At 74.4% G+C, this 25,447-nt stretch carries 27 protein-coding genes and 1 pseudogene; 13 read left to right on the forward strand and 15 right to left on the reverse strand.

Annotated elements, in window-relative coordinates; genetic code table 11:
* Positions 1–76: 76 nt before the first annotated feature.
* From JE024_RS27825 to JE024_RS27835, 4 genes and pseudogenes are all read left to right on the forward strand, one after another.
* Positions 77–1,471 carry an aldehyde dehydrogenase family protein gene (locus tag JE024_RS27825; RefSeq protein WP_205376212.1) on the forward strand — a complete coding sequence of 465 codons (1,395 nt, stop codon included), beginning with the start codon at positions 77–79 and terminating at the stop codon, positions 1,469–1,471.
* 17 nt (positions 1,472–1,488) lie between these two features.
* Positions 1,489–2,568 carry a Zn-dependent alcohol dehydrogenase gene (locus JE024_RS27830; RefSeq protein WP_205376213.1) on the forward strand — a complete coding sequence of 360 codons (1,080 nt, stop codon included), beginning with the start codon at positions 1,489–1,491 and terminating at the stop codon, positions 2,566–2,568.
* Positions 2,569–2,782: 214 nt separating this feature from the next.
* Positions 2,783–2,884 (forward strand): annotated as a pseudogene (locus tag JE024_RS41260) (XRE family transcriptional regulator); the annotation flags it as partial.
* Positions 2,865–3,080, forward strand: coding sequence for a DUF397 domain-containing protein (locus JE024_RS27835; RefSeq protein ID WP_205376214.1), 216 nt, complete (start codon positions 2,865–2,867; stop codon positions 3,078–3,080). The pseudogene JE024_RS41260 and the gene JE024_RS27835, both read left to right, overlap by 20 nt.
* Here JE024_RS27835 and JE024_RS27840 read toward each other — a convergent pair.
* The 6 genes from JE024_RS27840 to JE024_RS27865 all read right to left on the reverse strand — a co-directional run bounded on the left by JE024_RS27840 (position 3,070) and on the right by JE024_RS27865 (position 7,726).
* Positions 3,070–3,525, reverse strand: a complete 456-nt coding sequence (locus tag JE024_RS27840; protein ID WP_205376215.1) for a hypothetical protein — start codon at positions 3,523–3,525, stop codon at positions 3,070–3,072. The two genes, JE024_RS27835 and JE024_RS27840, sit on opposite strands and share 11 nt — an antisense overlap.
* A 60-nt stretch (positions 3,526–3,585) precedes the next feature.
* Positions 3,586–4,911 carry an MATE family efflux transporter gene (locus JE024_RS27845; RefSeq protein WP_205376216.1) on the reverse strand — a complete coding sequence of 442 codons (1,326 nt, stop codon included), beginning with the start codon at positions 4,909–4,911 and terminating at the stop codon, positions 3,586–3,588.
* Positions 4,896–5,438, reverse strand: a complete 543-nt coding sequence (locus JE024_RS27850; protein ID WP_205376217.1) for a hypothetical protein — start codon at positions 5,436–5,438, stop codon at positions 4,896–4,898. The genes JE024_RS27845 and JE024_RS27850 overlap by 16 nt, the downstream gene beginning before the upstream one ends.
* Positions 5,377–6,195, reverse strand: a complete 819-nt coding sequence (locus tag JE024_RS27855) for a multinuclear nonheme iron-dependent oxidase (RefSeq protein WP_205376218.1) — start codon at positions 6,193–6,195, stop codon at positions 5,377–5,379. The genes JE024_RS27850 and JE024_RS27855 overlap by 62 nt, the downstream gene beginning before the upstream one ends.
* Positions 6,189–7,094, reverse strand: a complete 906-nt coding sequence (locus JE024_RS27860) for a multinuclear nonheme iron-dependent oxidase (RefSeq protein ID WP_205376219.1) — start codon at positions 7,092–7,094, stop codon at positions 6,189–6,191. Before JE024_RS27860 ends, JE024_RS27855 begins: the two co-directional genes overlap by 7 nt.
* Positions 7,095–7,435: 341 nt before the next feature.
* Positions 7,436–7,726, reverse strand: a complete 291-nt coding sequence (locus tag JE024_RS27865) for a hypothetical protein (RefSeq protein ID WP_205376220.1) — start codon at positions 7,724–7,726, stop codon at positions 7,436–7,438.
* A 199-nt stretch (positions 7,727–7,925) separates the two neighbouring features.
* Between JE024_RS27865 and JE024_RS27870 the strand changes: the two genes are divergently transcribed.
* From JE024_RS27870 to JE024_RS27880, 3 genes are all read left to right on the forward strand, one after another.
* Positions 7,926–8,168: a hypothetical protein gene (locus tag JE024_RS27870; RefSeq protein ID WP_205376221.1), complete on the forward strand. Its 243-nt coding sequence runs from the start codon at positions 7,926–7,928 to the stop codon at positions 8,166–8,168.
* A 50-nt stretch (positions 8,169–8,218) separates the two neighbouring features.
* Positions 8,219–9,037 carry a S8 family serine peptidase gene (locus tag JE024_RS27875; RefSeq protein ID WP_205376222.1) on the forward strand — a complete coding sequence of 273 codons (819 nt, stop codon included), beginning with the start codon at positions 8,219–8,221 and terminating at the stop codon, positions 9,035–9,037.
* 250 nt (positions 9,038–9,287) lie between these two features.
* Positions 9,288–10,229, forward strand: coding sequence for a cyanobactin maturation protease PatG family protein (locus JE024_RS27880; RefSeq protein ID WP_205376223.1), 942 nt, complete (start codon positions 9,288–9,290; stop codon positions 10,227–10,229).
* Positions 10,230–10,281: 52 nt separating this feature from the next.
* Here JE024_RS27880 and JE024_RS27885 read toward each other — a convergent pair whose 3' ends face one another.
* The 3 genes from JE024_RS27885 to JE024_RS27895 form a co-directional block, all read right to left on the reverse strand.
* A complete protein-coding gene (locus tag JE024_RS27885; protein WP_205376224.1) occupies positions 10,282–11,250 on the reverse strand; it encodes a DMT family transporter in 969 nt (322 codons plus the stop codon).
* A gap of 32 nt (positions 11,251–11,282) precedes the next feature.
* A complete protein-coding gene (locus JE024_RS27890) occupies positions 11,283–11,981 on the reverse strand; it encodes an ArsR/SmtB family transcription factor (protein WP_205376225.1) in 699 nt (232 codons plus the stop codon).
* Positions 11,982–12,130: 149 nt separating this feature from the next.
* Positions 12,131–12,796 (reverse strand): TetR/AcrR family transcriptional regulator, encoded by a 666-nt coding sequence (locus JE024_RS27895; RefSeq protein WP_205376226.1) that lies wholly within the window; start codon positions 12,794–12,796, stop codon positions 12,131–12,133.
* Between the two features lie 63 nt (positions 12,797–12,859).
* Between JE024_RS27895 and JE024_RS27900 the strand changes: the two genes are divergently transcribed.
* From JE024_RS27900 to JE024_RS27910, 3 genes are all read left to right on the forward strand, one after another.
* On the forward strand, positions 12,860–14,011 hold the full coding sequence (locus JE024_RS27900; protein WP_205376227.1) for an acyl-CoA dehydrogenase family protein: 1,152 nt from the start codon (positions 12,860–12,862) through the stop codon (positions 14,009–14,011).
* 115 nt (positions 14,012–14,126) lie between these two features.
* Positions 14,127–14,414 (forward strand): YiaA/YiaB family inner membrane protein, encoded by a 288-nt coding sequence (locus tag JE024_RS27905; protein ID WP_205376228.1) that lies wholly within the window; start codon positions 14,127–14,129, stop codon positions 14,412–14,414.
* 117 nt (positions 14,415–14,531) lie between these two features.
* Positions 14,532–15,179, forward strand: a complete 648-nt coding sequence (locus JE024_RS27910; RefSeq protein WP_205376229.1) for a TetR/AcrR family transcriptional regulator — start codon at positions 14,532–14,534, stop codon at positions 15,177–15,179.
* 169 nt (positions 15,180–15,348) lie between these two features.
* Here JE024_RS27910 and JE024_RS27915 read toward each other — a convergent pair whose 3' ends face one another.
* Positions 15,349–15,810 (reverse strand): MaoC family dehydratase, encoded by a 462-nt coding sequence (locus JE024_RS27915; RefSeq protein ID WP_205376230.1) that lies wholly within the window; start codon positions 15,808–15,810, stop codon positions 15,349–15,351.
* A gap of 151 nt (positions 15,811–15,961) precedes the next feature.
* On the opposite strand from JE024_RS27915, the gene soxR reads away from it, so the two are divergent.
* Positions 15,962–16,441, forward strand: coding sequence for a redox-sensitive transcriptional activator SoxR (soxR, locus tag JE024_RS27920; RefSeq protein WP_205376231.1), 480 nt, complete (start codon positions 15,962–15,964; stop codon positions 16,439–16,441).
* 57 nt (positions 16,442–16,498) lie between these two features.
* Here the strand turns inward: soxR and JE024_RS27925 are convergent, their stop codons facing one another.
* The 5 genes from JE024_RS27925 to JE024_RS27945 form a co-directional block, all read right to left on the reverse strand.
* Complete coding sequence (locus tag JE024_RS27925; protein WP_205376232.1) at positions 16,499–17,572, reverse strand: RNA ligase (ATP); 1,074 nt, start codon at positions 17,570–17,572, stop codon at positions 16,499–16,501.
* A 395-nt stretch (positions 17,573–17,967) separates the two neighbouring features.
* Entirely contained in the window at positions 17,968–18,579 is a 612-nt protein-coding gene (locus JE024_RS27930; protein ID WP_205376233.1) for a hypothetical protein, read from the reverse strand.
* Between the two features lie 116 nt (positions 18,580–18,695).
* Positions 18,696–20,081, reverse strand: coding sequence for a serine-threonine protein kinase (locus JE024_RS27935; RefSeq protein WP_205376234.1), 1,386 nt, complete (start codon positions 20,079–20,081; stop codon positions 18,696–18,698).
* 70 nt (positions 20,082–20,151) lie between these two features.
* The gene (locus JE024_RS27940; protein WP_205376235.1) at positions 20,152–21,483 is read right to left on the reverse strand and encodes an erythromycin esterase family protein; all 1,332 of its coding nucleotides are present in this window, start codon (positions 21,481–21,483) and stop codon (positions 20,152–20,154) included.
* 96 nt (positions 21,484–21,579) lie between these two features.
* Complete coding sequence (locus JE024_RS27945) at positions 21,580–22,824, reverse strand: exo-beta-N-acetylmuramidase NamZ family protein (protein WP_205376236.1); 1,245 nt, start codon at positions 22,822–22,824, stop codon at positions 21,580–21,582.
* Positions 22,825–22,989: 165 nt separating this feature from the next.
* On the opposite strand from JE024_RS27945, the gene JE024_RS27950 reads away from it, so the two are divergent.
* On the forward strand, positions 22,990–23,754 hold the full coding sequence (locus JE024_RS27950; protein ID WP_205376237.1) for an SDR family oxidoreductase: 765 nt from the start codon (positions 22,990–22,992) through the stop codon (positions 23,752–23,754).
* Positions 23,751–25,403: an AMP-binding protein gene (locus JE024_RS27955; protein ID WP_244883098.1), complete on the forward strand. Its 1,653-nt coding sequence runs from the start codon at positions 23,751–23,753 to the stop codon at positions 25,401–25,403. Before JE024_RS27950 ends, JE024_RS27955 begins: the two co-directional genes overlap by 4 nt.
* Positions 25,404–25,447: the final 44 nt, after the last annotated feature.

The raw sequence follows: 25,447 nt of genomic DNA on the forward strand, positions 1-25,447 counted from the left end.
CCGGACACCCCTGGCGCAGGAAAACTAACACCGCTAGTTTGGGGTGCGAGACGACCGCGACGCGTGGAGGAGTGCGATGAAGGCCCACGACGGCATGTACATCGGCGGCCGGTGGCGGCCCGCCATCGGCACGGACACCATCGCGGTGGTGAACCCCGCCGACGAGCAGGTCATCGGCGAGGTGCCCGCGGGCACGGCCGAGGACGTCGACGCGGCCGTGCGCGCCGCCCGCGAGGCGTTCCCCGGCTGGGCGGCCACCCCGCCCGCCGAGCGCGCCGCCCTGCTCGGCGCGCTGCGCGACGAACTCGGCCGCAGGACCGAGGAGATCGCCGAGACCGTCACCGCCGAACTCGGCGCCCCGCCGGCCCTCGCGCTCGCCGTCCACGCCTCGCTGCCGGTCGTGGTCGCCGGGACCTACGCCGAACTCGCGGGCTCCTACGCCTTCGAGGAGAAGCTCGGCACTTCGACCGTGCTGCTGGAGCCGGTCGGCGTCGTCGGCGCGATCACGCCCTGGAACTACCCGCTCCACCAGATCGTCGCCAAGGTCGCCCCCGCGCTCGCCGCCGGCTGCACCGTCGTGCTCAAGCCCGCCGAGGACACCCCGCTGACCGCCCAGCTCTTCGCCGAGGCGGTGGACGCGGCCGGCATCCCCGCCGGGGTCGTCAACCTCGTCACCGGACTCGGCCCGGTCGCCGGACAGGCGCTCGCCGAGCACGAGGGCGTCGACCTGGTGTCCTTCACCGGCTCCACCGCCGTCGGCAGCCGGATCGGCGCCGTCGCGGGCGCCGCGGTCAAGCGGGTGGCGCTGGAACTGGGCGGCAAGTCCGCCAACGTCATCCTGCCGGGCGCCGACCTCGCCAGGGCGGTCAACGTGGGCATCGCCAACGTGATGTCCAACTCCGGCCAGACGTGCAGCGCCTGGACCAGGATGCTCGTCCACCGGGACCACTACGACGAGGCGGTCGCGCTCGCGGAGGCCGCCGTCGCCAAGTACGTCCCCGGCGAGCGCGTCGGCCCGCTCGTCAACGCCAGGCAGCAGGAGCGGGTCCGCGGCTTCATCGAGCAGGGCGTCGCCGAGGGCGCCCGCCTCGTCGCCGGCGGCCCGGACGCCCCGCTGGAGACCGGCTACTACGTCCGGCCCACCGTCCTGGCCGACGTCACCCCGGGGATGACCGTCGCCCAGGAGGAGATCTTCGGCCCGGTCGTCTGCCTGATGCGGTACGAGGACGAGGACGACGCCGTCGCCATCGCCAACGGCACCGTCTACGGCCTGGCCGGCGCGGTGTGGGCGGCCGACGATGCCGAGGCCGTCGCGTTCGCCCGCCGGATGGACACCGGGCAGGTCGACATCAACGGCGGCCGCTTCAACCCGCTGGCCCCCTTCGGCGGTTACAAGCGCTCCGGCGTCGGCCGGGAACTCGGCCCGCACGGTCTCGCCGAGTACCTCCAGACCAAGTCCCTCCAGTTCTGAGCCGGGAGAACGCCACCGTGGTCCGCGCAGCAGTCCTGCCCTCCGTCGGATCTCCGCTGGAGATCACCGCCATCGACCTCCCCGACCCCGGCCCCGGTCAGGTCCGGATCAGGCTCACCGCCGCCGGGGTGTGCCACTCCGACCTGTCCCTGTCCGACGGCACCATGCGGCTGCCCGTCCCCGCCGTGCTCGGGCACGAGGGGGCCGGCACCGTCGTCTCCGTCGGCGAGGGCACAACCGGCCTCGCCCCCGGCGACGGCGTCGTCCTCAACTGGGCGCCCTCCTGCGGCGTCTGCCACCCCTGCTCCCTCGGCGAGGTGTGGCTCTGCAACGACGCCCTCACCGGCGCCGGCCGCGTCCACGCGGTGGCACAGGACGGCACGCGGCTCCACCCGGGCCTCAACGTCGCCGCCTTCGCCGAGGAGACCGTGGTCCCCGCGAACTGCGTGCTCCCCGTGCCCGACGGCATCCCGCTCGCCGACGCGGCCCTGCTCGGCTGCGCGGTCCTCACCGGCTACGGCGCCGTCCACCACTCCGCCCGGGTGCGCGAGGGCGAGTCGGTCGCCGTCTTCGGCGTCGGCGGCGTGGGCCTCGCCACCCTCCAGGCCGCGCGGATCGCGGGCGCCGGGCAGATCGTCGCCGTCGACGTCTCGCCGGAGAAGGAGGGCCTGGCCCGCGCGGCCGGCGCGACCGACTACGTGGTCGCCTCCGACACCACCGCCCGCGAGATCCGGAAGCTCACCGGCGGACACGGCGTCGACGTCGCCGTCGAGTGCGTCGGCCGCGCCGTGACCATCCGCACCGCCTGGGAGTCCTCCCGCCGCGGCGGCCGCACCACGGTCGTCGGCATCGGCGGCAAGGACCAGCAGGTCACCTTCAACGCCCTGGAGATCTTCCACTGGGGCCGCACCCTGTCCGGCTGCGTCTACGGCAACTGCGACCCCGCCGCCGACCTCCCGGTCCTCGCCGCCCTCGTCCGCGACGGCTCCCTCGACCTGTCCGCGCTGGTGACGGACCGCATCACCCTGGAGGACATCCCGGCGGCCTTCGACGCGATGCGCGCGGGGAAGGGCGGCCGCGCCCTCGTGATGTTCTGACGCGCGTGCCGGGGGCCGGGCCCCTCGTGACGCTCCGAAGCGCGCTGTTCCGGCGCGCTGTTCCGACGCGCGCGCCGGGGGCCGGGCCACCACCCGGCCCCCGGCGCGGGTCGGCCCCCGTCCAGCTCGCACCACACGGTCTCGCCGCCCGCCCGGCGCTCCGCGCCCCACCGCACGGCGAGCGCCTCCGGCAGGGCCAGACCGCGCCCCGACGGCATACGATCAGCTCAGGGCCGCCGCACTGTCCCCGGAGGCGTCCCTGGCCATGATCGACGCAGCGGCAGAGGACTACCGACATGGCAAGCGGCCGGATTGACCTGGACGCAGTCGCTTGGCGGACGAGCAGGTACAGCAACGGCGACGGCGGCGAGTGCGTCGAGGTCGCGGACGGTCTCCCCGGGCTCGTCCCCGTCAGGGACTCCACGCGGCCGGGCGGGCCCGTGGTGGTGGTCGGGGGTACGGCGCGGGCGGTGTTCGTCGGGGCGCTGGACGCCCCCGCCGCTACGGCCTGACGGAGCGGGCCAGCCACGGGGTGAGCCCGTTCAGGAGGATCAGCTCCTTGTAGGTCTCGTCGCCCGGCAGCGGCACCACCAGCCACTCGCCCACGGGGAAGAACCTGCCCTGCACATAGGCGAGCCCGCCGAAGACGGACCGCAGGAAGCCCGGCACCGAGTCGCGCGGGACGTCGTGGAACTCGACGTCCTCCACGCTCACCCTGGCGTCCCCGTCGGCGAAGAGCCGTACGGTGACGGCCGGTTGCCCGTTCAGCTCCACGAACGCCTCGTGCGGCAGCGAGCCGTCCGGGTCGGTGGTGGTGAACGCGTCGGCCGACTCGCGGCGCGAGACCTGGTCGGTCCCGATGTCGTCGGTGACGACGAGCTCCCGGTCGAACTCCCGCGCGACCTCGCGGATCGCGGCGACGGCGGCCTCGGTCGTCGGCAGATGTGGGTGTGCCATGGGCACGATGATGCCCGCTCGGGGGCCGCCCGCCGGGACGCCGGGCGGCGGCGCCGGAGGTCAGGTGGAGACGGCCGCCGCGGCGCTCCGGTCCGGCACCGGCGGCTCGCGTTCCGGCAGGGAGCGGTGGAGCAGCCACTCGTTGACCGCGCAGCCGAGCGCCACACCGCTGCACGCCAGGACCGCGCTGTCCAGCAGGAGCCCCACGACGAACAGCGGCAGCGCCAGGGCGAACTCCTGGACGAGGCGGCCGCGCAGCACGGTGCCGAAGCGGCCGGCGGCCTTGTGCCGGCCCTCGGAGACCGCCGCGAGTACCCGGAACGGCAGCGCCACCGCCTGGCAGGCGATCAGCGCCCCGAGCCAGTGCGCGGCCTCGCCCCGCAGGCCGTACAGCCAGGCGCCGGGGCCGAAGGCGGCCACCAGCAGGGCGCCCGCGACGGCCGAGGAGATCAGCGCGAACCGGCGGCGCAGCGCCGCCCACTCCCGCGCGGACGCCTCGTCCGCCGCCGCGACCATGCCGGTGGCGTTGGCCAGCGCCCCCACCGGCAGCAGCATCGCGGCCACCAGGACCAGCCCGGCGGAGAAGCCCGCGAGCTGTCCGGACCAGGCGGCCCGTGCGGCCAGCAGGACGACCAGGACGAGTTCGAAGCCGAAGCGGGAGAGGGCGTTCAGCCACTCCGTGGCCATGTTCCGCGCGGCCTGCCGCAGCCACCGCAGGATCTCGGCGGCCCGGGTGCGCACCGCCAGGTGGTCCCGCAGCAGCCACAGCGTGACCACCCACTCCAGGACGGCGATGGCGCAGGTGGACGCGTACCCGCCCGCGAACCCGAGCCCGAGGCCGTACACGAACCACACGTCCAGCGCCGCGTTCAGCACCACGGCGGCCGCGTACAGCCGCAGCAGGGGCCGCCCGCGCCGCAGCGCGAACAGCACCATGGCCCCCACGAACTGCGCCAGCCGGAACGGCGTGGCGACCAGCAGCCAGAACAGCGCGGCTCCCGCGTGCTCCCGGACGGCCGGCGCGGCGATCAGGGCGTCGGCCACCCACGGCATCAGCACCAGCCCGAGCGCACCGATCACGGCGCCCAGCAGTGTCGCGCCGGCCAGCCCGCCCTGCACCGCGCGCCGGCGGGCGTGCGCGGTGGCGGCGCCCGCGACGAGCAGGCCCACCACGGGGCCCATGGCCATCGCGGTGAGCGAGTCCACCAGCAGCAGCCGTGCCGGAAGCGCGGCCGCGGCGACGGCCTCCTCGCCGAGCCGGCTGACGACCCACAGATCGGTCTGCGCGATCGTCTGGCCCATGACCGACGCGAGCATGATCGGTCCCATCAGGGACAGCACCCGGCGGCCGAGCGGGACGCCGGAGGCGTTCACCCCGTCCGCCACACGAACTCCCCGAAGTCGCCGCGGGGCGACAGGCACCAGCGCACCCCCTGCTCCGGTTCGAGCCCGGGGACACGGGCCAGCTTGACCCGGGCCCGGTCCAGCGGGCCCGCGCCCTTGACGCCGACCACCACCTTGGGGGCGAGCAGCGAACTGGTCAGCGCCAGCCCGCGCTCGCCGTACCCCGACGCGGCGAACCACCGCGCCGCCGCGGCGGCGAGCAGCTCGGTGTGGTCGGCCTCGTCGAGCGGCACCTCGCGCTCCGTGAGGTGGTCGAGGAAGTGCAGGTGCATCCGCCAGTCCAGCACCCTGTCCCCGGCGTCGGCCCACTCCAGGAAGGCGTCGTACACCCGCACGGTGTCGCCCAGGCGGGCCGTGAGCGCGGGGACGCGGTCGAAGAGCTGGTGCCACCGGATGCGCAGGGCCTCCTGGGCGATCAGACGGGCCCGGCCGCCCGCCGGCAGCGCGTCACGCGCCGCTGGGCTGAGGTACGCGTCCAGCAGCGCGGACGGCCGCACGTGCTCGCTCAATGTCCGCTCTCCATTCGTCCGGCACATGGTTGGCGTCCCGTTCGACCACCAGCGTGGCGTCCGGTCGCGCGTGCGCGGCCGCCCGGGTGAGCAGGTCGAGGGTGCGTGCGCTCAGTTCCACGTCGTGGCTGTCGATGATCAGCGAGGGGTCGACCGGGGAGGGGCGGTAGCCGGCCAGGTGGTACCGCCGCCCGACACCGGGCAGGGCCGGCCACGCGTCCGCGGGTTCGCCGGTGTTCAGCTCGGCGACGACGGCGTTGGAGAGGTCCAGCAGCACCTCGCACCCCGACCGCTCGACCAGTTCGGCGTACGCCTCGGCCTGCGGGCGGGCGCCGGGGGCCTTGGAGGGGAAGTTCTCCAGCGCCAGCGTGCAGCCCAGCCGCTCGCGCCACTCCCGCGCGCGGGTGACCACCGGCTCCCAGTCGCCGTAGTCGGCCTCGTGCGAGGTCGGCAGCGGACGTCCGCGGTGGACGAAGTGTGCGATGTGGTCGCTGACGTAGAGGAAGCCGCACTCGCGCTGCCAGCGGTCGACCAGCCCGGCGTAGAACTCCAGGCGCTCCGGCTCGGGGTCGAGGAAGCGCGACAGCATGATGTGGCAGCCCACCGGGAGATCGCCGATCACCTCCCGGAACGCCGCCGGATCGATGTGGGCGAAGCCGTCCACCAGGACCTCGACGAAGTCGACGTGGCCCGAGTCCCGCAGGGAGCAGGCCAGTTCGAGGGTCTCCGGTGAGGTGACGTTGACGCCGATCAGCATGAGGCCAGTCTCTCCTTCGCGAAGCGGAGCAGGTCGTACTTGGCCACCACCACGCCGTCCCGCTCGGACACGGGGACCTCTTCGAGGCTGAGCACGATGCGCTTGCCCTGCTCCCGTACGTCGGCGACCCATGCGTCGAACAGCACGGCGTAGGGCAGTCCGCGCTGTTCGCTCGCCTCCGGGAGCTTGGGGATCCAGGTGCGGCACAGCTGGCGCAGATAGCCGCGGCAGTGCTCGGCGCCGTAGTCGTGGGGACCGCCGGGGACGCCGCCCGGCGCGGAGGCGCTCGCGGCGACGGCGGCGGCGCGGGCGAAGTCGGCGTAGTACAGGTCCTGCTGGTCGGTCCAGCGGGCGTCGGCGTGCTCGACCACGATCTGCACCGGGCGGTCATCGGGGAGCAGCCGCTGGTGCACCACGGTGTCCAGCAGGGCCCAGACGCCTTCGTGGACGGCCTCCGCATGGCCGTCGTGCAGGGTGCCGTCGCGGCCGGTGCGCACGCCGGAGAGATGCACTTCGGCGACCTCGCTCCAGGGCACGGCGCCGAGCAGAAGTTCCTCCGGCATATGGCAGTTGACCGCGTCGATGTACAGGTGGGCCAGATCGACGATGAGTCCGGCTCCGGTGGTCTCGCAGATGCGTGAGACGCAGCGCCAGGTGTCGAGGATTCCGCGGGCGCCGGCGGAATAGCAGTTCGCGTTCTCGATCCAGACCGGGAGCCCGGATTCGCGCCCGAGGCGGGTCAGGAAGCGGACGGCGCGGCTCTCCTCCTCCGCCGTCCCCGTGAAATGCGAGTGCAGTCCGAAGGAGCCGCCGCCGACGGCCCGGTCGCCGGTGACGTGCACGCCGACCGACACCGGGGCGGTCGTCCGGGCGGCTGCCTCGTCGAGGAGATGGCCCACGAAAGCGTCCTGCCGGGAATGGCTCTCGCAGATCGCCGTGCGGCTCAGATGCAAGGAGAAATCGGGAACGGCGGGTGCGTCGTCGAGCGATTCCCATCGCCGCCACTCGGGAAATCCGAATTCGACATAGGGATTCCCGCCGTGCAGGGAAAGCCTGCGATCGGCATCGGGATGCAGGAGCCCGGGAGTAAAAGCACCACCGACGCGAATGTCTGCCGTACCGGCCAATCCGTTCACGGAATCCGCCCCTTCACGCCGTAGTGCCGCCCGGTCATTCCCTCGGCATTCCGAAGAAATGGGAACGTGGATGCGCCGGTTGTGGCCGGCGCATCCCACACCCTTTAGCGGATGTAGTCGCCGCAGGTGAGAGCCTCGGCAACAACCTCGATCTCTTCAATGTCAATCATTACGACCTCCTTGGAGTGATCTTCTCGGGCGGCATCACCATAGCTGAGGTGATCTGCCGCACACAAGGCATTCACAAAGAAGCTGAAGACGTATTTCTGGTATTGCCAAAATGGGCCAGTGGGGCGGAGGCGATACATCGGGCCATTCGCCCGCTCGTCTCTCCAGTCGGACTTTTCGGCCATGTGGACGCCGTGTAAAGCGGGCTGTTCGGTCGAAGTCGGCACGGGAGCGCTCCTGTGCGGTGTCCCGCGTCCGGAACCCGTGCGTGCCGCCCCCGGGCGTCAGCGCCCGGCCGCGCGTAGCGTGGAAGGAGAACGTCAACCGGAGCGGCACGCTCCGCGCCGAACCTCCGAGTCCGCGCCGCACGCCCGATTCCGGGCCGTACCGTGTCGCCCCTCCTCCGGACAGGAGGCCCGACTCACCATGACCATGCCCCCGTTGACCGCGCACGCCGCCCTGGGCGGTGCCGCGGAGCACTACCGAAGGCCGGCCGCCGGACCGGTGGCCACCGGGGGCCTGATCGTCCCCCAGGGCGACCAGGCCTGCATCAACATCCTCGTCGAATGCATGTCCTCCTGCCACGACGACAACTGCCAGTGCTACTGCGCGCACCTGGCGTCCGCGTGCGGTGGATGGCCCTCGCCGCCGTGCCACATGAGCGAGTAGCGCCGCAGGCCGGCCCCACCTGGCGGCAGGCCCTGCGGATCGACCCGCTCATGACACGGACGGACGGCAGCGGTGCCGTGCCCATCGGCGTCCTGGACGGCCCCGTGGCGGCGCTGCGGGCGGACCGGCTGGCCGCCGCGGTCGAACCGGTGCCCCGCGAGCCGGGTGCCGGGTCCGGACCGGTCCGGGACAGTGCGGCGCTGCGCCACGGCACGGCCGTGGCCGGTGTTCTGGGTGCCGCTCGCGGCAGCGGGGCGCCGGGGGTCTGCCCGGGGTGTCCGCTGCTCCTGCGCCCCGTGTTCACCGAGGACCGCTTCTGGACGTCCGCCTCCGAACTGGCCCGCGGCATCGACGAGTGCCGGCTGCGCGGCGCCCGGCTGATCAACGTCAGCGCGGCATTCGCCACCGCCACCGCCACCGCCACCGCGGCCGCGGCCTCGGCCGAGCTGACCGAGGCACTCGATCTGGCGGGCCGTCACGGAGTCGTCGTGGTCGCGGCGGGCGGGCAGCGGGGGCGCGTGGCGTCGTCGCCCCTCGTCTCGCACCCGGCCGTCCTGCCCGTCGTACCCGGTGACCTCGGCGGACAGCCCCTTCCCCGGGCGGACCTGAGCCCGTCCGCCGGACGGCGCGGGCTGCTCGCGCCCGGTGCGCCGCTCTCCTCCCTGGCACCGGACGGGGGACTCCGGGAATTCGGCGGGAGCAGTCTCGCCGCCGCACTGGTCACGGGCGCGCTCGCGCTCGTCTGGTCCCTCGCTCCCGGTCTGCCCTCCGCGCACCTGCTGTGGGCGGCACGCGGGGCGGGCCGCCCGCGACGCCGTCTGGTGCCGCCCCTGCTGGACGCCCACCGTCTCGTCGAGGAAGTGATCTGATGCCCGGCACACCCGATCGGGACGGGCCGCCGCCCGGCGGCCGGCCGGACCCGCCGGCACCGGCACGCCACCGGGTCCGGCTGCCCGACTTCCTGGTGCAGCGGGAGACGGGCCTCGGGGACACCGTCTCCCGGGCCACCGCGTTCGCACGCATCCGCCCCTGCGGAGGGTGCCGGCGGCGGGCGGCGGCTCTCAACGGCTGGCTCAGCATCGCCCCCCGCGGGCGCCGGACGACAACACACGGAGAACCATGAACGAGAACGAGAACGTCCCCGTGCCCGAACCGGTCCTCCCGCCGACCGAGTCCGGCCCGGCCGGCCCGGCGGACGCGGTTGCCCCGGCCGCATCCCCCGCCGACCCGCCACCGGAGGTCTCCGGCGGATGCGGATGCGGATGCGGTGGTGCGGGCGGTCCGCGGGGCGCCGGCGGCCACGTGTACGCCGTCGGCCGGGTCGAGGCCCGCTTCCCCGACCTCGGGGTGGAGAAGGAGCTCGAACAGGCCGTCGGCAGGACGGACACGCGCGGCATGACCGACGGCCAGGCCGTCCACACGGTGCTGAACGAACCGGCCAACCGCTATCTGGCACGTCAGATGTGCTGGGTGCTGACGATCGGGGGCATCGACGCCTATCTCCTCGTCCCGCGGGACAGCGCCGAGGTGGACCTGCTCGTGGAGACCGTCCGCCCGACGCCCGGGGCCGGGGACGTCGACGTGGTGATCGGCACGCTCGGCGGCCTGGCGCCCCCCGACCGCTGCAACGGCCTCACCCTGCCGCAGGTCGGCTTCGAGCAGCTCTACTCCTTCGACACCGCGAGCTTCCTCGACCGGCTGCCGCCCCCGGACGGGATCGAGGACGACGCCTTCCGGGCGTCCGCCGAAGAGGTGCTGAGCAGGGTCACCGAACTGACGGACAACACCGGCTCGACGGACCGGCACCGCGCGGTCAACTACCTCGCGCTGCGCTATCCCCGGATCTACTCGGCCGCCGCCGCCCAGTACGCGAAGAACTGCGCGCTCACCGGCGTGGACACCTCCCGGTCGGAGGTCTCCCGGACCCGGACGCTGATCGACGTGGTGTTCACCTACACCGACCGGACCACCAACGTGGCCGACCGGCTGGCGGCCCGCGTCGACGTCACCGGGATGTTCCCCTTCCTCGCCGCCCCGCTCTCGCCGTACTGCGCCCACTGACGGCCGGTCCCCGCACTGCCGCGCGGCACCGGCCGGGACCGCCGCCGCCCGGTCAGCGCGAGGGCTCCCCGCGCCGGGAGGCCGCCTCGGCCCCCGCCTCGCCGCCCGTCCCGGCGGCCGCGGTCCGGGCCCGGGAGCGGGAGACGGCGACCCCCGCCAGGCAGAGCGCGCCGCCCGCCAGCGTGAGCGGTGCCGGGACCTCGTCCAGGGCGAGCCAGGACATCAGCACCACGAGAGCGGGGGCCGCGTACGTGGTCGCGCCCATCCGGCCCGCCGTCGTGCGCGCCAGCGCGTACGCCCAGGTCGTGAAGGCGAGGGCGGTCGGGAAGACGCCGAGGTAGACCATGTTGAGGGTCGCCGAGAGCGGCGCGTCGGACGCCTGCCCGACGAGCTGCCCCGCGAACGGCAGGCAGGCCACCGTGCCCACCAGGCAGCCGAAGGTCGTCACCTGGAGCGCGCTGGCGTGGGCCAGGGCGGGCTTCTGCGCCACCACACCGGCCGCGTAGCCCACGGCCGCCACCAGGCACAGCACCACGCCCAGGGTGGAGGAACCGCCCTCGCCGGACATGGACAGGCCCACCACCACGGCGCCCGCGAAGGAGACCGCCATGCCCGCGACCAGCCGGGGCGGCAGCCCCTCGCCGAGCAGCCGGGCGCCGAGCAGCGCGATCAGGATCGGTCCGATGTTGACGACCATCGCCGCCGTGCCCGCGTCGACCTGCTGCTCGCCCCAGTTGAGCACCACCATGTAGACGCCGAACCACAGCAGGCCCGACACCGCGATCCCCGGCCACGCGGCCCGCGGCGGCAGGCCCTCGCGGCGGATCAGCAGGACGCACCCCAGGGCGAGGGAGCCCGCGAGCAGCCGGCCGAGGGCGAGCGCGCCGGGGGAGTAGGCGTCGCCCGCGCTGCGGATGGACACGAAGGCCGAGGCCCACAGGACGACGGTCACGGCGGCGGCCGCGAGGGCGGGCCAGGCGGCCCGGGGCGAGTGCGGGAGGAGGTTCGGCTCGTTCGTCATGCAGGGACCGTACGGCCGCGACGCTTCGGCGCTCACCGCAATTTCCCGGGCTCGATGCCGAGCAGCTCGTGCAGCGCCCGCTCGCCGTCCCCGGTGACCTTCACGGCCCGCTCCGAGCCGATCCGCACGCACCAGCCCGACTCCAGCGCGTGGGCGCACAGCCGGGCACCGGCGACCCCCGCGAGGTGGGGGCGGCGCTCGGTCCAGTCCAGGCAGCCGCGGGCCAGCGGCCGGCGCCCGGTGCGCGCGAGCGGGATGCCGGCCTCGCCGAACCAGGCGACGCCCCGCTCGGTGAGCGCGAAGCCGGAGTCCTGGGTGAGCAGCCCGCGCGCCGTCATGGCCGCGGCGACGGTGATGCCGAGGCGCCCGGCGAGGTGGTCGTAGCAGGTGCGGCCCCGGGCCATGGCGTGGGCGGCGCTCGACTCGCGCAGGGAGCGCGGCCGGGGCGCCGCGCCCGGTGCGGCGTACGCGGCCAGCTCCTCGACCAGGTGCGCCACCCGGTCGTCGGCGAGGCGCACATAGCGGTGGCGCCCTTGGCGCTCCTCGGCGAGCAGACCCCCCGCGACCAGCTTGCCGAGGTGCTCGCTCGCGGTCGAGGGGGCGACCCCGCCGTGCCGCGCCAGCTCGCCGGCCGTCCAGGCGCGCCCGTCGAGCAGGGCCAGCGCGAACCCGGCGCGGGTCTCGTCGGCGAGCAGCGAGGCGAAGGCGGCGAGGTCCCGGGAGGAGGTCATGCCCCCAGCATGCGGCAGCCATGTTTCGGCGACGGCCGAAGGGTCGCGGACGGAAGCGGGCCGTGTCGGGGTGCGTGACGGGAAGCGGGCCGTGTCGGGGGGCGTGACGGGAGGCGGGCCGCACGGCCGCCCACGGGCCGGGGCGGCCCTCAGGAGCCCGAGACCGCCCAGTCGCGCCGGGCGCCCGACTCGTACTGCAGGGCCAGCCCGTCCAGCAGCGCGCGCAGCCCCGTCGCGAACGCCCCCTCGTCGACCTGCTCCTGGCGGTCGGCCAGCAGGTGGGCCTGGCCCAGGTGCGGGTAGTCGGCCGGGTCGTAGGCGTCCGCGTCGTCGACGAAGCCGCGGGCGAAGGAACCGAGCGCCGAGCCGGTGATGAAGTAGCGCATCAGCGCGCCGATGTACGTCGCCTGGGCGGGCGGCCAGCCCGCGCGGACCATGGCGCCGAAGACCGCGTCGGCGACCTTGAGGCCGGCGGGGCGGCGGCCCGGCCCCCTCGCCAGCACGGGGACGGTGTTGGGGTGGGCGCGCAGCGCGGAGCGGTAGGAGAGCGCCCAGTCGTGCAGCGCGGTGCGCCAGTCCCGCGGGTCGTCCTCGTCGAACATCGACAGGTCGACACGGGCGCTGACGGCGTCGGCCACGGCGTCCAGGATCTCGTCCTTGTTGCGGAAGTGGTTGTAGAGCGAGGGGCCGCTGACCCCCAGCTCGGCCGCGAGCCTGCGGGTGGAGACCGCGTCCAGCCCCTCCGCGTCGACGAGCGCGCCGGCCGCCTCGACGATGCGGTCACGGCTGAGGAGGGGCTTGCGCGGTCGGGCCATGCGGCACATAGTAGGGCCTGGCAAAATAAACTAGCAGTGGTAGTTAAAGTGGGGTGCCCGCGTATGAACCTGGAGCTCACCGAGGAGCAGACGGCCGTCCGCCGGCTCGCCGCGGACTTCGTCGCCCGTGAGATCGCCCCCCATGTCGTCGACTGGGACCGGGCCGAGAGCGTCGACCGCGGGATCGTGAAGAAGCTCGGCGCCGTCGGCTTCCTCGGCCTCACCGTCGACGAGGAGTACGGCGGCTCCGGCGGCGACCACCTCGCCTACTGCCTGGTCACCGAGGAGCTCGGCCGCGGCGACTCCTCGGTGCGCGGCATCGTCTCCGTCTCCCTCGGGCTGGTCGCCAAGACCGTCGCCGCGTACGGCACCGAGGAGCAGAAGCGGGCCTGGCTGCCCCGGCTGACCTCGGGCGACGCCGTCGGCTGCTTCGGGCTCACCGAGCCGGGGACCGGCTCGGACGCGGGCAGCCTGGCCACCCGGGCCGTCCCCGACGGCGGCGACTACGTCGTCAACGGCTCGAAGATGTTCATCACCAACGGGACCTGGGCCGATGTGGTGCTGCTGTTCGCCCGCACCAACGACACCCCCGGCCACCGGGGCGTCTCCGCCTTCCTCGTCCCGACCGACACCCCCGGGCTGACCCGCCGCACCATCCACGGCAAGCTCGGCCTGCGCGGCCAGGCCACCGCCGAACTGGTCCTCGAAGACGTGCGGATCCCCGCCTCCGCCATGCTCGGCCAGGAGGGCAGGGGCTTCTCCGTCGCCATGTCGGCGCTGGCCAAGGGCCGGATGTCGGTGGCGGCCGGCTGCGTCGGCATCGCCCAGGCCGCGCTGGACGCGGCGGTCGGGTACGCGGGGGAGCGCGAGCAGTTCGGCCGCCCCATCGCCCGGTACCAGCTCGTCCAGGAGCTGATCAGCGACATCGCGGTGGACGTCGACGCCGCCCGCCTGCTCACCTGGCGGGTGGCCGACCTCGTCGACCGGGGCGAGGAGTTCGCCACGGCGGCCTCCAAGGCCAAGCTCTTCGCCTCCGAGGCGGCGGTGCGCGCGGCCAACAACGCCCTCCAGGTCTTCGGCGGATACGGCTACATCGACGAGTACCCGGTCGGCAAGCTGCTCCGCGACGCCCGGGTGATGACCCTCTACGAGGGCACCAGCCAGATCCAGAAGCTGATCATCGGCCGTGCCCTCACGGGGGTCAGCGCCTTCTGAGCCCGGGGCGCCCCGGGCCCGCAGCGCGGGGCCGCGGCGCACGGGCGCCGGCCTGAGTACACGGATGAGTAGCAGCGCCCATGTGACGCCCGCCACGGCCCGCGATGCTGGGGCCATGAGTGAGACACAGGTCAAGCAGCAGAACACCGCGGCCTACTACAGCCAGGCCGTGATCTCCTTCGCCGTCGCGCTCGGCGCCGTGGCCGTCGGGATCTACCACATGGACGCGGACGCCTGGGTGCGCGCCTTCCTCGCCGTCGCCGTGCTGTACCTGACGACATCGGCCTTCACGCTCGCCAAGGTGGTCCGGGACCGCCAGGAGGCCGGGCAGATCGTCAGCCGGGTCGACCAGGCCCGGCTGGAGAAGCTGCTGGCCGAGCACGACCCCTTCCAGAAGCTGTAGGCACGCGCCGGGGGCCGCCCCGGCGCCCGGCGCGCCCGCACCCTCCCGCCGCGCGGCCCTAAGCGGGCGCTCATGCGCGGGGTATGGTGTCGTCCTGTGCCAGGGAAGGGGCGAGTGATGACTGCGGCGGACCAGACGGCGGCCGGCGAGGACGTGCCCGGCGAGGAGAAGCCGTGGGACCAGGTCACCCCGGAGGCGGCCAGGAAACTGCTCGTCGCCGCGGTCGAGGCGTTCGCCGAGCGCGGGTACCACGCGACCACCACGCGTGACATCGCCGGCCGGGCGGGCATGAGCCCCGCGGCCCTGTACATCCACTACAAGACCAAGGAAGAGCTGCTCCACCGGATCAGCCGCATCGGGCACGACAAGGCCCTCGACATCCTGACGGCCGCCTACGACCGGCCCGGCACCCCGCGCGAGCGGCTCGCCGAGGCCGTGCGCTCCTTCGTGCGCTGGCACGCCGGGCGGCACACCACGGCCCGGGTGGTCCAGTACGAGCTGGACGCCCTCTCCGACGACCACCGCGCGGAGATCATCGAGCTGCGCCGCGAGAGCGACGCGGTGGTGCGCAGGCTGCTCGACGAGGGCGTCGCCGCCGGCGAGTTCACGGTGCCCGACGTGCCCGGCACCGCGGTCGCCATCCTCTCGCTCTGCATCGACGTGGCGCGCTGGTTCAACACCCAGGGACGCCGGACGCCCGACGAGGTCGGCGCGTTCTACGCCGACCTCGTGCTGCGCATGGTGGGAGCCCCGCAGGACCGCTGAGCGGGTGCGCGCCGCCGGAGCCGGGCGGCTCCGGCGGCCGCGCGAGCGGGTCGACGGCCCGTGGAGCGGACCGCCGGTCCGGGGGAGCGGCTCACCGGCCCGGGAGCTGCTCACCGGTCCGGGAGTGGACCACCGGTCCGGGAGTGGACCGCCGGTCCGGGGGAGCGGATCAGAAGAAGTAGCGGGAGACCGACTCCGCCACGCACACCGGCTTGTCGCCGCCCTCGCGCTCGATCGTGACGAGGGCGGTCATCTGCACACCGCCGCCCGCCTCCTCGACCTCCTTCAGCACGGCCGTGGCGCGCAGCCGCGAGCCGACCGGGACGGGCGAGGGGAAACGCACCTTGTTGGTGCCGTAGTTGATGCCCATCTTCATGCCCTCGACCCGCAGCACCTGGGGCACCAGGACCGGCAGCAGCGACAGCGTCAGATAGCCGTGGGCGATGGTCGTGCCGAAGGGGCCCTCGGCCGCCCGCCCGGCGTCCACGTGGATCCACTGGTGGTCGCCCGTCGCGTCGGCGAAGAGGTCGATCCGCTTCTGGTCGATCTCCAGCCAGTCGCTGTGCCCCAACTGCTCGCCCACGCCGGCGCGCAGCTCCTCGGGGGAGGTGAAGATCCTCGGTTCGGCCATGTCCCTGGTCCCTGCCTCTCGCACTCTCGTAGCGCATGTCGCGACACATCTGTCCCAGACGATGTCTAAGCGCTTGCTCAGCATGCTCGGGCGGGGGCGCCCTGTCAACGGACGGCCCCGACGAGTCCGGCGCGGACGTAGGGTTCGCCGGGTGCCCCAGATTCCCGAGACGATCCACGAACTCACGGTCGGCCAGCTCGCCGCGCGCAGCGGCGCGGCCGTGTCCGCCCTGCACTTCTACGAGTCCAAGGGCCTCATCTCCAGCCGGCGCACCAGCGGCAACCAGCGGCGCTACAGCAGGGACACCCTGCGCCGCGTGGCGTTCGTCCGCGCGGCCCAGCGCGTCGGCATCCCGCTGGCCACCATCCGCGAGGCGCTCGCCGAACTGCCCGAGGAGCGCACGCCCGACCGCGAGGACTGGGCGCGGCTGTCCGAGGCGTGGCGGGGTGTGCTCGACGAGCGCATCCGGCAGCTCGGCAGGCTCCGGGACCATCTCACCGACTGCATCGGCTGCGGCTGCCTCTCCCTGGAGACCTGTGTGCTCTCCAACCCGGACGACGTGTTCGGCGAACGGCTCACCGGCTCGCGCCTGCTGGGCGAACGCCGCAGGCCCGCGGGCGACTCCCGCTGACCCGGGCACGCGGGGGCCGGTCCCCGGAGGAACCGGCCCCGCGCCGTGCCGTGGGCGTCACTCGTACTCGGTGCCGCCCTTGCGGGTCAGATACGCCGGGCTGACCGCCTTCGCGATGGCCCGCCCGCCGGTCACCGGGCTGTAGCGCTCGACCGCGGGGCGGATCACGACACCCTCCCGCAGATGCAGGGCCCGCCCCGAGACCGTCTCCGTGCCGGTGGCCAGCTCCAGCACCGTGGCGGCGTCGTACGGGCCCTCGTACAGCCGTGGCACCAGGGGGAGTTCACCGTCGAGCAGGGCGGCCGCGTCCAGCCAGCGGACCTGCCCGTCGATCTCCGCCGACACGTCGAACACGGCGTATCCGAGGCCCTCGGCGCTGCGGGCGTCCGCCCCGTACACGAGGTCCTGCACGCCCGCGCCGTACACCTCGCCGAAGATGCCCACCCGGCTCGCCCCGAGCGCGGCGGCGAGCCGCTCGGCGGCGGCGGGGACGCCGTGGCCCAGCACCGCGCGCCAGTAGAGGTTCGCCGGGTCCTCGGTGAGGGCGAGGCCCTTGGCGCCGAAGCCCTTCGAGGACACCCGCACGCTGCCGCCGTCCGCGGCCGAGTACGTCAGCAGGCAGGCCGAGCCGTGCAGCTTCTCGGTCAGCACCACCGGCTCGCCGGGCTCGAAGATGTCCGGGTAGCGCTGGAGGTTCTCGATGTCCACCCACCCCAGCAGCTCGGGGGCCGCCTCCACCGCGCCGCTCATCCCGACCGGGACGGGCGGCACCCACTTGGTGATCGCGAGCAGCTCAGCGAAGTCGGTGCCCTCCTCGGCCGCCCGGGCGAGGTCGACGTCCGCCACGGCGCGCGGCCGGCACACGATGCCCTGCGACAGCTCGCCGCGCAGCCGCACCGCCTTGACCCGGTTGCGGTCGCCGCCGGACAGCCTTCCCGTCAGGCCCAGTTCGTCGATCAGCGCCTCGGGGAGCACCGCCTGCTCCGGGATGTACAGCGCGACATCACCGGTGCGGTAGGCGCCCTTGGCGACGACGGCGCGGTAGAGGCCCACCTGGGCCAGCTCCAGCGCGTCGGCGTCGGGGTGTTCGTGCACGGTCAGCGTCTCGGCGGTGACGCGCAGCGTCGACATGTCGGGGACTCCTTGCTCGTGGCATCCGTCTCCCGACACTCTCGCGCGCCCGATTCCCGCTGGCCCACGGGATTTCCGCTCTGCTATGGGCGGGCGGACCCCGGCGCGGGGCCGTGCCGCCCGGCCCCGGGCCCCCGTGACCCGGGCCCCCGTACCCGGTTTCCCGCACCGGACCGGCCGGCCCCCGGACCGCCGGCCCGCGGACGCACCGCATCCGACGCACGGCACCCACCGGGCTCCGTACCCCGACCGGACCCACCGGGCTCCCGTACTCCGGCCGGCACCCGTATCCCGACCGGACCCGCCGGGCTCCTGTGCCCCGGCCGGACCCGCCGGGCTCCCGTGCCCCGGCCGGACCCGCCGGGCTCCCGTACTCCGGCCGGACCCGCCGGCCGTCAGGCCACCGACGCGAGTTCGCGGCGGCCCGCCCTGCGGGCCGCGGTCACGGCGTCCGCGGTCAGCACCGGCTCGGGGACCACGATCCCGCAGCCCTCGCAGACCGGGCCGGCCCACGGCTCGTCGTCGAGGTCCCGGCGCCACACGATGTGCGTTCCCCGGCACACCGGACAGGCCGACCCCGGTTCCTCGTCCAGCGCGCCGATGAGCCGGCGCAGCACCTCGCCCAGGGGCTGGGTGGGGTGGGCGTGCGGGATGTCGCACCGCGCGACCCCGTTCCCGCCCCGGCTCCTGCGGTGCCAGTCGTCGATGTGACCGGGCCGCCGCAGCCCTTCCTGCTTCTCCCGTTTGCGGCGGTCCGCGAAGTCCTCCTCGTACGCGAGCCACACCGCCCGCGCGTCCTCCAGTTCGTCGAGGGCGGCCATCAGCCGCGCCGGATCCGGATCCCGGTCCTCGGGCTCGATCCCGTGGCGGGCGCACAGGTGGTCCCAGGTGGCCCGGTGGCCGTACGGCGCGAACCTCTCCAGGCACTTGCGCAGCGAATAGCGGCGCAGCGCCAGGTCGCATCGCGCGTCGCGCACCTGTCTCGCAAGACTCCGGAAACCTGCCATCGTGTCGGCACCTCCGTCACTCTCGTACATCGGCGTTGAGGAATGGACGTAGGAGTGCCCGTTTAGGCTCCATCGAAAATCGCCGGACGCCGATTCGTCCGGAACCTGTCGTCCGCTCAGCGCCCGACGCGGCCCGCCGCCAGCACCAGCCGGGCCAGTTCCTCGTGGCAGATGTCACTGTGGGCACCGGCCGGCGGGCCGCCGCGGCGCACCACCTGGGCCGCGTCCACGCTGACGCACCCGCTGCCCGGCAGCCCGTCGCGCAGCGCCTCGCCGAGGCTCATGCGCACCGCCCCCGGCACGGCCCGGATGCCCTCGGCGCCCATCGCGCGCCAGCGCGGGTCGTCGCCGGCCGCCGCGGGATCACCGGCGAGCCCGAAGGCCAGCGGGTAGAAGACGCCCAGCGCGCTGTCGTGCCGCGAGTACGACGCCACCACCGGGCCGTCCACCCGGTCCTGGAGCGCGGCGAGCGCGCCCCCGCCGCGCGGCGCGTGCGGCAGGCCGCAGGCGAAGGAGTAGTGGGACAGCGTGCCCTGGAGCAGCGTCAGCGACTTGACGTTGTGCGCCCCGTGCGGCAGCCCGCGGAGCGCGAAGGCCACCAGCCGGGCCCCGTGGCCGTGCCCGACCAGATGGACCCGCACGTCGGGCGCGGTCCGGGCCAGCCGCCCGAGCAGCGGGCCGAGCCCCAGCTCCCCGACGGTCCCGGCCCGGCGCTTCAGCGCGTAGTACGTGGTCTGCCGCAGCAGTTCCTTCGCGCCCCGCCACGGCCAGGGCACCACGGCGGGCACCATGACCGGCGGCCCGCCGGGCGGTGTGCCAGCCGCCGGACCCCGGGCACCGGGTATCGCCGCGCCCGGACCCCAGGCGCCGGGTATCGCCCCGCCGGGCGGGCCCCAGGCGTCCGGCGCCGGGCCGGCGTCCAGGGCCTCCGACAGCCGTCGGCACAGCGTCGGGACGCTCTCGTAGAGCACGGCGGGCGGCCCCTGCTCGTCCTGCGGCAGGTCCTCGGCGAAGCCCGACTCCAGGCCGCCGGCCGGGACGGCCGCCAACTGCCGTGCCAGCGAGCCGAACTCCTCGAACGCCGCCCAGGAGGCCGGCTGCTCGTCGAGGAGCACCGCCAGCCGCCGCACCGCGGCGTGCCGGCCGGGGTGCAGCGCGGCCAGCCCGTCACGGGTCGCCCGGTCGAGGCCCGGCCCCGTCGGCTGCGCTCCCGGTGCGGGCGGCTCCACATCGGGGATCGACTCGTCCGTGAACCGCATCGACGGCCAGGCGACCGTCGCGCAGGCGAGCCGCGCCTGCGGGGTCTGGGCGACGAGTTTGCCGAACGGGGCGAAGAACGCCGTGTCCAGCGCCCGCGCCGTGGCGGGGGAGTTGTGCCACCCGTGCGCGAACAGGAGCAGATCGGTGACGCCCGGCTCCACCAGGCCGTCGCACGGTCCGAGCGGATCGCCGTCCGCTCCGAAGACCGCCTCCCGGTACGGCTGCCCACCTGTGTCGGCCATGGCGCCCCTCCCCTTGTCCCCTCACCCCAGCATCCTGCGCAAGGGAGGAAACAGCCATACCCGCGGAGGATCAGAGACGTTCGGCCGCCCGGACCTCATGCAGATGGATGAGGACGTCGTACGACGTGAGCAGGCGCACCTGCTCGGGCTCGTCCGGCCAGGCATTGCCGATGTCCCAGGTGGGACGGGCGACTCCCAGCCACTGGCGGGCCGTCCGCGGGGCCGTGCGCAGATCGGCGTACCAGTCGTGCGCGGCGACCCGTTCCAGGGTGTGCTCGGCCCGGCCGGGGCCGGGCGCCGGGACGGAGAAGGTGCCGAGCCGCTCCCCGGGGTCCGTCAGGTCCAGGGCGTTGAACGACCCCCGGCCGAAGGTGAAGCCGACGCTCACATAGGAGTCGCCGATCAGGTCCCGCAGGAACGCGCCCTGCACCTTGGGATAGTTCTCGGGGTCGGTGGTCTCGTAGCGGACGTGACCGTTGTGGGCGGAGAGCAGCATCCGGTGCCCGGTGTGCCGCTGCCACCAGACGGTGTTCTCGGCCATCATCCGGTCCCGGTGGCGCATGGCCGCGCCGACCTGTGCCGGGTCCTCGAAGTCGAAGGCGAACTCGGCGCCCGTCTGCGCGATGGCGCGGGCGTGCTGGAGGACCCAGGCGCGCCGCTCGCGGTCCGGTCCGGGCCGCTGCCGCTCCAGCAGCGCGAGGGCGGCCCGCACGTCGGCGGCCATGGCCCGGCGCTCGGCGAGCGGCCGCCGCATCGAGCGCTCGATGGTCTCCCGGACCCCGCCGGCCGGCCGGGACGCCGCGTAGAGCCGCTCGAACTCGGGGAGCAGCCGGGGATGGCGGGCCGCCACGTAGGAGGTGACCTCGTCGAACAGCCGCGGCCCCGCGTAGGCGATGTCGTTGCCCATGAACTGCACCGGCCGGTCGGGGTGCCGGACGTTGTGCCGCCGCATCCACTCCAGGAGGTCCAGGTACTCGCGGGTGTGCCAGATCAGGTACGACTCCTGGAACTCCTCGCGCATGATCGTGCGGGGATCGCCCTCGCCGCGCAGCACGTACGCGTTCAGCCGCAGCCCCGCGCTCCAGTTGGCCTCCAGGGCGTACGTGGTGAAGTCCTCGTGCTCGACGAGGTGCCGGAACAGCCGGTGCTTGGTGGTGAAGAACTCGGACGAGCCGTGGGTCGCCTCGCCGACGCCCACGACGGTGGCCGAGCCCGCCATGGCGGCCAGTGGACGCAGGTCGGAGAGCGGCTCGGCGTGCCGGGCGAGGGCGCGCACCGGGTCGTCGGTCTGCTGCTGCGCCCGCGCGGGCGCCATCAGGGCGATGGCGGCCAGTGCCGCGAGGAACAGCACGGCGTGCCGGAGCAGGGGATGCCTTCTGAGGTCTCGCAGCCGGGGGCGCATGGCCCCCACCCTCCCCGCGCGCCCGGGGGCGGGGCCAGGGTGCGGCCACCCGGAGCGGGGGTGGGGACAGCCTCACCCCCGCCCGGGCCGGCCGGGTCAGTAGCGCAGATACCTCCTGCGCACGGCGCGGAACGCGGCCAGATCGGCCGCCCAGGCCCCGACGACCTCGTCGGTGTCCGCGCCGGCGTCGATCAGCGTGCGCACCGAGGTGGTGCCGGTGAGCTTGTCGATCCAGTTGTCCGGCCGCCAGGCGAATCCGCTCCAGCTCGCCTTGGCCGTCACCAGCAGCCCGATGCCGGCGCGCACCGGGTCGAAGGACGCGCGGTCGTGCACGTGCACCTGGACGCCGCCCACGGTCCTGCCCTGGAACTTGGAGAACGTGGGCGCGAAGTAGGCCTCGCGGAAGCGGACTCCGGGCAGTTCCAGCGCGTTCGCCGCCTCGGCCCAGTGCCGGTCGACGCCCTCGGCGCCCAGCAGTTCGAACGGCCGGGTGGTGCCGCGCCCCTCGGAGAGGTTGGTGCCCTCGAAGAGGCAGGTGCCGGAGTAGACGACGGCGGTCTCCGGGGTGGGCATGTTGGGGCTCGGCGGCACCCAGGGCAGCCCGGTCTCGTCGAAGAAGTCGGTGCGCCGCCAGCCCTTCATGGTGACCACGGACAGGTCCACCGGCTGCGTCAGGAACTCGCCGTTGAACAGCAGCGCCAGCTCGGCGACGGTCATGCCGTGCGCCTGCGCGATGGGCTCCCGGCCGACGAAGGTGGCGAACCGCTTGTCGAGGACCGGGCCGAGGGCGGCCCGCCCGGTCACCGGGTTCGGCCGGTCCAGCACCACGAACCGCTTGCCGGCCAGCGCGGCGGCCTCCATGCAGTCGAACAGCGTCCAGATGTAGGTGTAGAAGCGGGCGCCGGCGTCCTGGATGTCGAAGACGACGGTGTCCACGCCCGAGGCGGTGAAGACGTCCGCCAGCGGCCGGCCGCTCTTCAGGTACGTGTCGTAGACCGGCAGTCCGGTGGCCGGGTCGTCGTAGCGGCCCTCGGAGCCGCCGGCCTGCGCGGTGCCGCGGAACCCGTGCTCGGGGCCGAAGACCGCGATCAGGTCCACCCGCTCGTCGGCGTGCATCACGTCCACGATGTGGCGCACGTCGCGGGTGATGCCCGTCGGGTTGGTCACCACCCCGACGCGCTCGCCCGCCAGGGCCGCGTAGCCGTCCGCCGCGAGCCGCTCGAATCCCGTGCGCACCGCGCGGCCCCGGTCGCCGTGGGCGGCGGCGGTCGGGGCGGCGGCCGCGAGGGCCCCCACCGCACCGCCGCCCGCGGCCAGCAAACCCCGTCTGGACAGGCTCATCGGGCTACCTCCGTGATCGCCGTCTGTCATGGCCACGCAGGCTAGCGCTCCTGACGCCCGCCGGGAACGACCTCGGCGGCACCCGTGTGCCCGACCCCTTCCCCCGGCACATACCGACCGGTTAGTCTGCCCGCAGAGCCGAGGACCTGCGAAGGGCGGAGTGTGATGAGTACGGTGCGGGGCGCGGGAGTTGTGGTCACGGGCGCGGGCGGCGGCATAGGCGCCGCGCTCGCCCGGCGGTTCGCCGCCGAGGGCGCCCGGGTCGTGGTCAACGACATCGACGCCGCCAAGGCCGAGGCCGTCGCCGCCGACGTCGGCGGCACCGCCGTCCCCGGCGACGCCTCCGGCATCGTGGAAGCCGCCCGCGAGGCGCTCGGCGGCACCGTCGACGTCTACTGCGCCAACGCCGGCCTGGGCTCCGGCGGGGACGCCTTCGCCGACGAGGACGTGTGGGCCGCCGCCTGGGACGTCAACGTCATGGCGCACGTCCGCGCGAGCCGCGCCCTGCTCCCCGACTGGCTGGAGCGCGGCAGCGGGACCTTCGTCTCCACCGTCTCCGCCGCCGGACTGCTGACCATGATCGGCGCCGCCCCGTACAGCGTCACCAAGCACGGCGCCCTCGCCTACGCCGAGTGGCTCTCCCTCACCTACCGCCACCGCGGCCTCAAGGTCCACGCCATCTGCCCCCAGGGCGTGCGCACCGACATGCTCGCCGCCACCGGATCGGCCGGCGACATCGTCCTGAAGCCCACCGCGATCGAGCCCGAGGACGTCGCCGACGCCCTCTTCGACGCGATGGCCGAGGACCGCTTCCTGGTCCTGCCGCACCCCGAGGTGGCGGGCTACTACCGGGCCAGGGCCGCCGAGACGGACAAGTGGCTCGGCGGCATGAACCACCTCCAGCGCAAGTGGGAGGAGGTCTCCCGGTGAGCTCCGTCTACGCCGCGCGCCCCTGGCTCGGCCGCCTGAGCGAGGCCCAGCGCGCCCCCGTCGACCCGCCCCCGAGCGTGCTGGGCGCCTTCCGCGCCGCCGCCGCCCGCGCCCCCGGCAGGACCGCGCTCGCCTACTTCGACGGCCGCCTCACCTACGGGGAGACCGACACGCTCTCCGACTCCGTCGCCGGGCACCTCGCCGCCCGCGGCATCGCCCCCGGCGACCGGGTCGCGCTCATGCTCCAGAACACCCCGCACTTCGTGATCGCCCTGCTCGGCGCGTGGAAGGCCGGCGCCACCGTCGTCCCGCTGAACCCGATGTACAAGAGCGGCGAGGTCTCCCACGTCCTCGCCGACGCCGGGGCCGCGGCCCTCGTCTGCTCCGACCGGGCCTGGGAGGCGTATCTGCGCGACTGCGCCGCCGCCTCCCCGGTGCGCGTCGTCCTCACCGCCTGCGAACTCGACCTCCAGACCCGCGGCGACACCCGGGTCCTCGGCTTCGCCCGCGAGACGCCCGCCGCCGACGCCGACGACCTGCTCGACGCCGCCCGCGGCGGCCTGCCCGCACCCGGAGTCCCCGAGCCCGCCGCCGGCGACACGGCCCTCATCAGCTACACCTCCGGCACCAGCGGCACCCCCAAGGGCGCGATGAACCCGCACGGCGCCCTCGCCTACAACGCCGAACGCCAGCGCACCGGCCACCCCGTGCCCGAGGGCGCCTGCTACTACGCGCTCGCGCCGCTGTTCCACATCACCGGCATGGTCTGCCAGCTCGCCGCCTGCTTCGCGAACGCCGGCACCCTCGCGCTCACCTACCGCTTCGACGCCGGGGTCGTCCTCGACGCCTTCGCCGAGCACCGGCCCGCCTACACCGTCGGCCCCTCCACCGCCTTCATGGCGCTGGCCGCCCACCCGGCCGTCACCCCGGACCACTTCGCCTCCTTCGCCGTGATCTCCTCGGGCGGCGCGCCGCTGCCGCCCGCGCTGGTCGAGGGCTTCCGCGAGCGCTTCGGCCCCTACATCCGCAACGGCTACGGCCTCACCGAGTGCACCGCGCCCTGCGCCGCCGTGCCCCCGGAGCACGAGGCCCCGGTCGACCCCGCCTCCGGCACGCTCTCCGTCGGCGTCCCCGGCCCCGACACGATCGTGCGCATCCTCGACGAGCTGGGCGACGAGGTCCCCCTCGGCGAGCAGGGCGAGATCGCCGTCCGCGGACCGCAGGTCGTCCCCGGCTACTGGGGACTGCCCGAGGCGAGCGCCCAGGCCTTCCCCGGCGGCGAACTGCGCACCGGCGACATCGGGTTCATGGACACCGACGGCTGGCTGTACGTCGTCGACCGCAAGAAGGACATGATCAACGCCTCCGGCTTCAAGGTGTGGCCGCGCGAGGTGGAGGACGTCCTGTACACCCACCCCGCCGTGCGGGAGGCGGCCGTCGTCGGCGTGCCCGACGCCTACCGGGGCGAGACGGTCCGGGCCTACGTCAGCCTGCGCCCCGGCGCGGAGGTGGCGCCCGGCGAGCTCTCCGCCTACTGCGAGCAGCGGCTCGCGGCGTACAAGTACCCCCGTGACGTGACGGTCCTGCCGGAACTCCCGAAGACCACGAGTGGGAAGATCCTCAGGCGGGAACTGCGTTCGCAAGCGTAGAGACCGGCCCGGCACCAGAGGAAATCAAGACGAAAGGCGGGTGG

Origin of the sequence: Streptomyces zhihengii (assembly GCF_016919245.1) — a bacterium.
Classification (GTDB): Bacteria; Actinomycetota; Actinomycetes; order Streptomycetales; family Streptomycetaceae; genus Streptomyces; species Streptomyces zhihengii.

Bases quoted from the DNA above. Each gene is read 5' to 3' on its own strand.
- JE024_RS27825 (WP_205376212.1), top strand. From the start codon at position 77: ATGAAGGCCCACGACGGCATGTACATCGGCGGCCGGTGGCGGCCCGCC.
- JE024_RS27835 (WP_205376214.1), top strand. From the start codon at position 2,865: ATGGCAAGCGGCCGGATTGACCTGGACGCAGTCGCTTGGCGGACGAGC.
- JE024_RS27840 (WP_205376215.1), bottom strand. From the start codon at position 3,525: ATGGCACACCCACATCTGCCGACGACCGAGGCCGCCGTCGCCGCGATC.
- JE024_RS27855 (WP_205376218.1), bottom strand. From the start codon at position 6,195: ATGCTGATCGGCGTCAACGTCACCTCACCGGAGACCCTCGAACTGGCC.
- JE024_RS27870 (WP_205376221.1), top strand. From the start codon at position 7,926: ATGACCATGCCCCCGTTGACCGCGCACGCCGCCCTGGGCGGTGCCGCG.
- JE024_RS27875 (WP_205376222.1), top strand. From the start codon at position 8,219: ATGACACGGACGGACGGCAGCGGTGCCGTGCCCATCGGCGTCCTGGAC.
- JE024_RS27880 (WP_205376223.1), top strand. From the start codon at position 9,288: ATGAACGAGAACGAGAACGTCCCCGTGCCCGAACCGGTCCTCCCGCCG.
- JE024_RS27885 (WP_205376224.1), bottom strand. From the start codon at position 11,250: ATGACGAACGAGCCGAACCTCCTCCCGCACTCGCCCCGGGCCGCCTGG.
- JE024_RS27890 (WP_205376225.1), bottom strand. From the start codon at position 11,981: ATGACCTCCTCCCGGGACCTCGCCGCCTTCGCCTCGCTGCTCGCCGAC.
- JE024_RS27895 (WP_205376226.1), bottom strand. From the start codon at position 12,796: ATGGCCCGACCGCGCAAGCCCCTCCTCAGCCGTGACCGCATCGTCGAG.
- JE024_RS27900 (WP_205376227.1), top strand. From the start codon at position 12,860: ATGAACCTGGAGCTCACCGAGGAGCAGACGGCCGTCCGCCGGCTCGCC.
- JE024_RS27905 (WP_205376228.1), top strand. From the start codon at position 14,127: ATGAGTGAGACACAGGTCAAGCAGCAGAACACCGCGGCCTACTACAGC.
- JE024_RS27910 (WP_205376229.1), top strand. From the start codon at position 14,532: ATGACTGCGGCGGACCAGACGGCGGCCGGCGAGGACGTGCCCGGCGAG.
- JE024_RS27915 (WP_205376230.1), bottom strand. From the start codon at position 15,810: ATGGCCGAACCGAGGATCTTCACCTCCCCCGAGGAGCTGCGCGCCGGC.
- JE024_RS27925 (WP_205376232.1), bottom strand. From the start codon at position 17,572: ATGTCGACGCTGCGCGTCACCGCCGAGACGCTGACCGTGCACGAACAC.
- JE024_RS27930 (WP_205376233.1), bottom strand. From the start codon at position 18,579: ATGGCAGGTTTCCGGAGTCTTGCGAGACAGGTGCGCGACGCGCGATGC.
- JE024_RS27935 (WP_205376234.1), bottom strand. From the start codon at position 20,081: ATGGCCGACACAGGTGGGCAGCCGTACCGGGAGGCGGTCTTCGGAGCG.
- JE024_RS27940 (WP_205376235.1), bottom strand. From the start codon at position 21,483: ATGCGCCCCCGGCTGCGAGACCTCAGAAGGCATCCCCTGCTCCGGCAC.
- JE024_RS27945 (WP_205376236.1), bottom strand. From the start codon at position 22,824: ATGAGCCTGTCCAGACGGGGTTTGCTGGCCGCGGGCGGCGGTGCGGTG.
- JE024_RS27950 (WP_205376237.1), top strand. From the start codon at position 22,990: ATGAGTACGGTGCGGGGCGCGGGAGTTGTGGTCACGGGCGCGGGCGGC.